At 64.7% G+C, this 3,972-nt stretch carries 3 protein-coding genes and 1 pseudogene; all 4 read left to right on the top strand.

What is annotated here, in order from left to right:
• The coding region (locus tag B3397_RS10835; protein ID WP_296249882.1) for an ATP phosphoribosyltransferase regulatory subunit at nucleotides 1-396 on the top strand (396 nt) is incomplete at its 5' end.
• 54 nt (nucleotides 397-450) lie between these two features.
• Nucleotides 451-1,743, top strand: coding sequence for an adenylosuccinate synthase (locus tag B3397_RS10830; RefSeq protein ID WP_296249881.1), 1,293 nt, complete (start codon nucleotides 451-453; stop codon nucleotides 1,741-1,743).
• Between the two features lie 398 nt (nucleotides 1,744-2,141).
• A pseudogene (locus B3397_RS22560) lies at nucleotides 2,142-3,071 on the top strand (HAMP domain-containing protein); the annotation flags it as partial.
• The gene (locus B3397_RS22555) at nucleotides 3,045-3,929 is read left to right on the top strand and encodes a methyl-accepting chemotaxis protein (protein ID WP_414704372.1); all 885 of its coding nucleotides are present in this window, start codon (nucleotides 3,045-3,047) and stop codon (nucleotides 3,927-3,929) included. The pseudogene B3397_RS22560 and the gene B3397_RS22555, both read left to right, overlap by 27 nt.
• The last annotated feature ends 43 nt before the right edge of the window (nucleotides 3,930-3,972 follow it).

The raw sequence follows: 3,972 nt of genomic DNA, 5'->3' as shown, positions 1-3,972 counted from the left end.
GTGGACCGGGGGGGGTGGGGGGGGTATGACTACCACACGGGCGTGGTGTTGGCGGTGTGCGTGCCGGGCATGGGACAGTCCATCGCTCAGGGCGGTCGTTACGACGACATTGGCGCCGACTTCGGTCGCGCCCGGCCGGCCACCGGCTTCTCCACGGACCTCAAGTCCCTGGTGAGCCTGGGCCGCGCCGAGATCGAACTGCCGTCAGGCGGCATCTGGATGCCCGACAGCACTGACGCGGCGCTGTGGCAGAAGGTCTGCCAGTTGCGCGGCGAGGGCCAGCGAGTGGTCCAGGCCTTGCCAGGCCAGGCGATTGCCGCTGCCGCAGAAGCGGACTGCGATCGTCAGTTGATTCAGCAGAACGGACAATGGCAAGTGCTGCCACTGGCCTCTTGAGTTTTCCTGCCGGCCGCTGCCGGCACCAAGTTTGCGCGAATGAGGACAAGTGTTATGGGTAAGAATGTCGTAGTCCTGGGCACCCAATGGGGTGATGAGGGCAAAGGCAAGATCGTTGATCTGCTGACCGAACATGCTGCCGCGGTAGTGCGCTATCAAGGCGGCCACAACGCCGGTCACACCCTGGTGATCGACGGCGAGAAAACCGTTCTGCACCTGATCCCTTCGGGTGTGCTGCGTGAAGGCGTGCAATGCCTGATCGGCAACGGCGTGGTGGTTGCGCCGGACGCGTTGATGCGTGAAATCGTCAAGCTGGAAGAGAAGGGCGTGCCGGTGCGCGAGCGCCTGCGCATCAGCCCGTCCTGCCCGCTGATCCTGTCCTACCACGTGGCCCTGGATCAGGCCCGTGAGAAGGCCCGTGGCGAGCACAAGATCGGCACCACCGGCCGTGGTATCGGCCCGGCGTACGAAGACAAGGTTGCCCGTCGTGGCCTGCGCATCGGTGATCTGTTCCACCGCGAGCGCTTTGCCGCCAAACTCGGCGAGTTGCTGGATTACCACAACTTCGTGCTGGTCAATTACTACAAAGAGCCTGCCATCGATTTCCAGAAGACTCTGGACGAGTGCATGGAGTACGCCGAGCTGCTCAAGCCGCTGATGCTCGACGTGACCGCCGAGCTGCACGCCCTGCGTCGCGCTGGCAAGGACATCATGTTCGAAGGCGCGCAAGGCTCGCTGCTCGACATCGACCACGGTACCTACCCGTACGTCACCAGCTCCAACACCACGGCCGGCGGCATCGCCACCGGTTCCGGCGTGGGCCCGATGTACCTGGACTACATCCTGGGTATCACCAAGGCCTACACCACTCGCGTGGGTTCTGGCCCGTTCCCGACCGAACTGTTCGATGACGTGGGCGCATACCTGGCCAAGAAGGGTCACGAGTTCGGTGCCACCACCGGCCGTGCCCGTCGTTGCGGTTGGTTCGATGCCGTCATCCTGCGTCGCGCCATCGACGTCAACAGCATCTCGGGCCTGTGCCTGACCAAGCTGGACGTACTGGACGGTCTGGAAACCATCAACATCTGCGTCGGCTACAAGAACGCCGACGGTGCGGTCATCGATGCGCCGACTGACGCCGACAGCTACATTGGCCTGGAGCCAGTGTACGAGCAGATGCCAGGCTGGAGCGAATCCACCGTGGGCGCCAAGTCCCTGGAAGAGCTACCGGAAGCGGCCCGCGCCTACATCAAGCGCGTGGAAGAGCTGGTAGGTGCGCCAATCGATATCGTCTCCACCGGCCCTGACCGCAACGAGACCATCGTTCTGCGTCACCCGTTTGGTTGATACGACTGTAACGTTTCACCCCAAAAGGCCCTCCGGGGCCTTTTGTTGTTTCTAGGGTGGGCGGCGCTCCTTTCGCGGGCAGAGCCCGCTCCCACAGGGGATCTGCGCAGGCGTCTGGAAGACAACCCTGGCCGTGGCGGCGCCTCCAATACCCTCCGATTCATAAATCCCATTCCCGGCACGGCCTTTGCTATATCAACCCCACGCAAGGTGCCAGCAATATAGTGGCGTCAATAAAAAGGGGATTTCCTGTGTCGGCCGTACTTTCTCTTTTGCGCAGCCGTCTGCTGCGACCGGTCTTTATCGCGTTGGGCATCGCCCTTTTGGTGCAAGTGCTGGCCGCCGTCGCGCTGACGCGAAGCACGGTGACCGCTCTGGAGGGCGATCTCGACCAGCGCATGGGCGAAGACAGCCAGCGCCTGGCCACCGAGCTCGAGAGTGCCAGTGCCGAGGTGTCCTCAGGCCTGGACAGCCTTTCCAGTAATACCCGGCAGCGGCTGACCGCCGGATTGTCGACGCGGCTCAAGGACGAACAGACACAGATTCGCGCCGCACTGGAGAAAGACCTGCGCGACTCGGCCACAGACATGGCCGAGCTGCTGGCTTCCGTCGCGCCCCGAGCGATGTGGGACAACGACGTGCCGACCTTGTCCGAGTTCGCCCGCCGCGCTCAGCGCAACCCCAATGTGCTGTTCGTGATCTACAACGATGCCCAGGGCGAGCACCTGACGCGCTACCTGAACCGTGACAACCCGATCAACCAGGCGTTGCTGGCCAAGGGCGAGGGAGAGCGGGCATTGGACAAGGTGCTCAACGCGGCCAAGACCGATCCGTCGGTGTTCTATGTGGAATCCCCGATCAGCCCCAACGGCGTAGAGATCGGCCGGGTGCTGATGGGCGTGTCGCGGGCCAATGTCGAGGCCGAATTGGCGGCACTGGACCAGCGCTTCAATGCCTTGATCGCCAATGGCGCGCAATTGGTGGGGGACAGCCTGCAGGGTGCCTCGGCCGAAAGCGCCAAGGCTCTGAAGGCCCGTCTGCAGTCGGCCCAGACGGCCGCCGCGACCATGCAAGCCAATACCAACAGCACCGTGCAGGCGGCGGCCAGCGAGCTGCGCTGGCGTATCGGCGTGTGCCTGGCGCTGGTCGGCCTGGGCATGCTGGTAGTGCTGGCGATCGTCCTGGGCAGGCGTGTGGTCAGCCGTCTGCGCCTGCTGATCGCGGCACTGGATGATCTGGCGGCCGGCGAGGGGGACCTGACCAAGCGCGTGCAGATCAACAGTCGGGACGAGATAGGGGACATGGCCGCGGCGGTCAATCGTTTCGTCGACAAGCTCCAGCCCATCGTGCGCGAAGCGGGCGACGTGGCCCACAAGACCGGTATCGAGATCGGCAGCATGGCTCAGCGCAACGCGGGCGCCGATGCGGCGGCAGAGATGCAGCGCGACGAGGTGGCGCAAAGCCTGCGCGATCTGTCGCAGATGGCCGATGAGGCACAGGCCGAGAGCCAGGCCATGCAGGCGGCGTTGCAGCAGGTCGCCGAGATTCGCCAGGCCACTGACGAGAATACGCGGGCATCCGAACAGGTCGGGGGCCTGATCGAAGCGCTGGCGGGGCAGGTACAAAGTGGTTCCAGGGTGATCGAGCGGTTGGCGCAGCAGAGCCAGCAGATCGAAGTGGTGTTGACCGTGATTCATGGGATAGCCGAGCAGACCAACCTGCTGGCCCTGAACGCCGCCATCGAAGCGGCGCGCGCTGGCGAAACCGGCCGCGGCTTCGCCGTGGTCGCCGATGAGGTGCGGGCGTTGGCCAGCAAGACTCAGCGTTCGACGGGAGATATTCAGGCCCATATCGGGGCCCTGCAGTCAGGGGCGCGGGAGGCCGTGGCGGCGATCAGCCAGGCCGGGCGTCAGGCGGATGAAGGGCTGGCCGTGCTGCGCGACAGTGCGCGTCTGCAGCAGTCGGTGCAGGTGTCGGTGGAGCAGGTGCATTCGGCGATCGGCCTGGCGACCCAGGCCGCGGAGCATCAGGCGCAAGGGGCCAAGGCGGTGAAGGGCAGGGTGGAAACCATTCATGCCCAGGCCGAGAAGGCTGCGTATGCCGTGCAGCAGACCACCGCCAGCAGCAAGGAATTGGACAAGCTGGCAGCGCAGTTGAAGGCCAGTCTGGGGCAGTTCAGGGCGTGATCGGATGCCTGTGCCGGCGCCTTCGCGGCTGTACGCCGCTCCT

Source organism: Pseudomonas sp. UBA4194 (assembly GCF_002379585.1).
GTDB lineage: Bacteria > Pseudomonadota > Gammaproteobacteria > Pseudomonadales > Pseudomonadaceae > Aquipseudomonas.
This window is presented reverse-complemented; position numbering and strand designations above follow the sequence as displayed.

Excerpts from the sequence above, each read along its gene's own strand:
- B3397_RS22555 (WP_414704372.1), top strand. The coding sequence starts at position 3,045 with ATGGCCGCGGCGGTCAATCGTTTCGTCGACAAGCTCCAGCCCATCGTG.
- B3397_RS10830 (WP_296249881.1), top strand. The coding sequence starts at position 451 with ATGGGTAAGAATGTCGTAGTCCTGGGCACCCAATGGGGTGATGAGGGC.